Origin of the sequence: Pseudomonas sp. P7548 (genome assembly GCF_013386585.1) — a bacterium.
In the GTDB taxonomy this organism is placed as follows: Bacteria; Pseudomonadota; Gammaproteobacteria; order Pseudomonadales; family Pseudomonadaceae; genus Aquipseudomonas.
Window position 1 is genome coordinate 1 of sequence record NZ_JACARO010000030.1, and the last position, 1,583, is coordinate 1,583.

Genomic DNA, 1,583 nt, shown 5'->3' on the forward strand with positions numbered 1-1,583 from the left:
CCAGGCGGGTGAGGCTGGCGTCGATGTTGGCCAGGATAGCCTTGCGCGAGAGGCCTTTTTCGTTCGGTCGGGCCGTACCCTGGCCCATGCCGGCGGGGTAGAACACTTTGGTGGCGACGACCGTCTCATCGCGACGCGTGAACGCTTTGAGCATTTTGCCAAGGATGATTTCCGAGGTGCCCGCCGAGTAGCTGTTTGCCGTGTCAAAAAAGTTGATGCCGTGTTCGACGGCCTGTTTGAAGATGGGGCGGCTGGCGTTCTCGTCGAGTGTCCAGGGGTGAGTGCCGGCTTCGGGCTGGCCGAAGGTCATGCCGCCCAGGCAAAGGCGCGACACCTCCAAACCGGTTTGACCTAACTTGACGTAGTGCATGGAGGTTCTCCTGTTTGAGGGGTTATTCGGTTCGAGGACCAAAACCGGCATAGGGTTTCAATGGCACGATGGCGGTCACTTCGAGCATGCCGTTGTTCACCAGCGGCAGCGTCGCGAGTTGTGCGCGCACGCTGGCCTCACTGTCGGCTTCGACCAGCAGGCAAGCGCCGCCCATGTCGCCACGGTGCCAGAGGGTGCGGATGAAACCTTCCAGGTAAAGCGCTCTGGCGCGTTGGGCCTCGGCGTCGAGAAACGGTGCAAAATCCGCATCGGAAAATCGTTCCGAAACGCGGCGTGATAACGTAATGAACTGCATGGGCTTCCTCGCTTGAGCGCGTGTTTTTAAACTGCCCAGTGATGATTTCAAACAATACGGTGTGGGTCCAAGACGGGTTCTGCACCACCTGAGACCGGATTTGCATGACCCTCGATCTTCGTTTACTGGTTGCCTTTATCGCCGTCGCTGAAACCGAAAATGTAGGACAGGCGGCGCTGCGCCTGCACATCTCGCAGTCGCCGCTGAGCCGGCAAATCATTCAGTTGGAAGACCAGTTGGGGTTGCAGCTGTTTGAGCGTACGCGCCAACGCATGCGCCTGACGGATGAAGGGCGGTTGTTCCTGAGCGAGGCACGCAGCTTGGTGGAGCACGCGTCGAGCGTGGCAGCGGCAGCGCGCACGATTGCCCAGGGGCAAACCGGCCATATCGCTGTGGGCTATGTGGAAGGGGCGATGCATTCCAATTTGCTGCCCAACGCCTTGGCCGACCTGCAGGCGAGGCATCCCTCGGCGACCTTCGATATTCACCCGATGAACTCGGCCCGACAGGTCGAGGCGTTACGCGGCAGGGCCATCGACCTTGGGCTGGTTTACACCGTTGCCGAAAGTCCCGATATCGCGAGCATGCCGGTCAGCAGCGAAGCGTTGTTGCTGGTACTCGCCAAGGACCATCCGTTAGCGACCCAGGCTCATATTTCTGCTGAAGCACTCAACGGCCAGCGCTGGGTCTCGCTGGCTCAGCCCCTCAATCCGGCGGCCCGCCGGCGTTTTCTGGAGCACTGTGCGGCGAGCGGTTTTGCCCCCGATATTCAGGCAGAGGCAAATGATTTGTTGGGGGTGATGCGGCTGGTGGCGGCGGGCCTGGGCATCACAGTGATCCAGGCCAGCCTTCGCGATTGCATGTCGGGCAAGGTGGTGTTTCGCGAACTGCCCTGGT

Annotated in this window: 3 protein-coding genes; 1 reads left to right on the forward strand and 2 read right to left on the reverse strand. The window is 60.6% G+C overall.

What is annotated here, in order from left to right:
- Together HX803_RS13400 and HX803_RS13405 are read right to left on the reverse strand one after the other, a co-directional pair.
- Positions 1 to 370 (reverse strand): aldo/keto reductase (locus tag HX803_RS13400; RefSeq protein ID WP_178921169.1); only part of this gene is annotated, 370 nt, incomplete at its 3' end.
- A 22-nt stretch (positions 371 to 392) separates the two neighbouring features.
- On the reverse strand, positions 393 to 686 hold the full coding sequence (locus HX803_RS13405) for a muconolactone Delta-isomerase family protein (RefSeq protein WP_178921171.1): 294 nt from the start codon (positions 684 to 686) through the stop codon (positions 393 to 395).
- Between the two features lie 104 nt (positions 687 to 790).
- Between HX803_RS13405 and HX803_RS13410 the strand changes: the two genes are divergently transcribed.
- A partial coding sequence (locus HX803_RS13410; RefSeq protein ID WP_178921173.1) for a LysR family transcriptional regulator occupies positions 791 to 1,583 on the forward strand: 793 nt, incomplete at its 3' end.

Bases quoted from the DNA above. Each gene is read 5' to 3' on its own strand.
- HX803_RS13405 (WP_178921171.1), bottom strand. From the start codon at position 686: ATGCAGTTCATTACGTTATCACGCCGCGTTTCGGAACGATTTTCCGAT.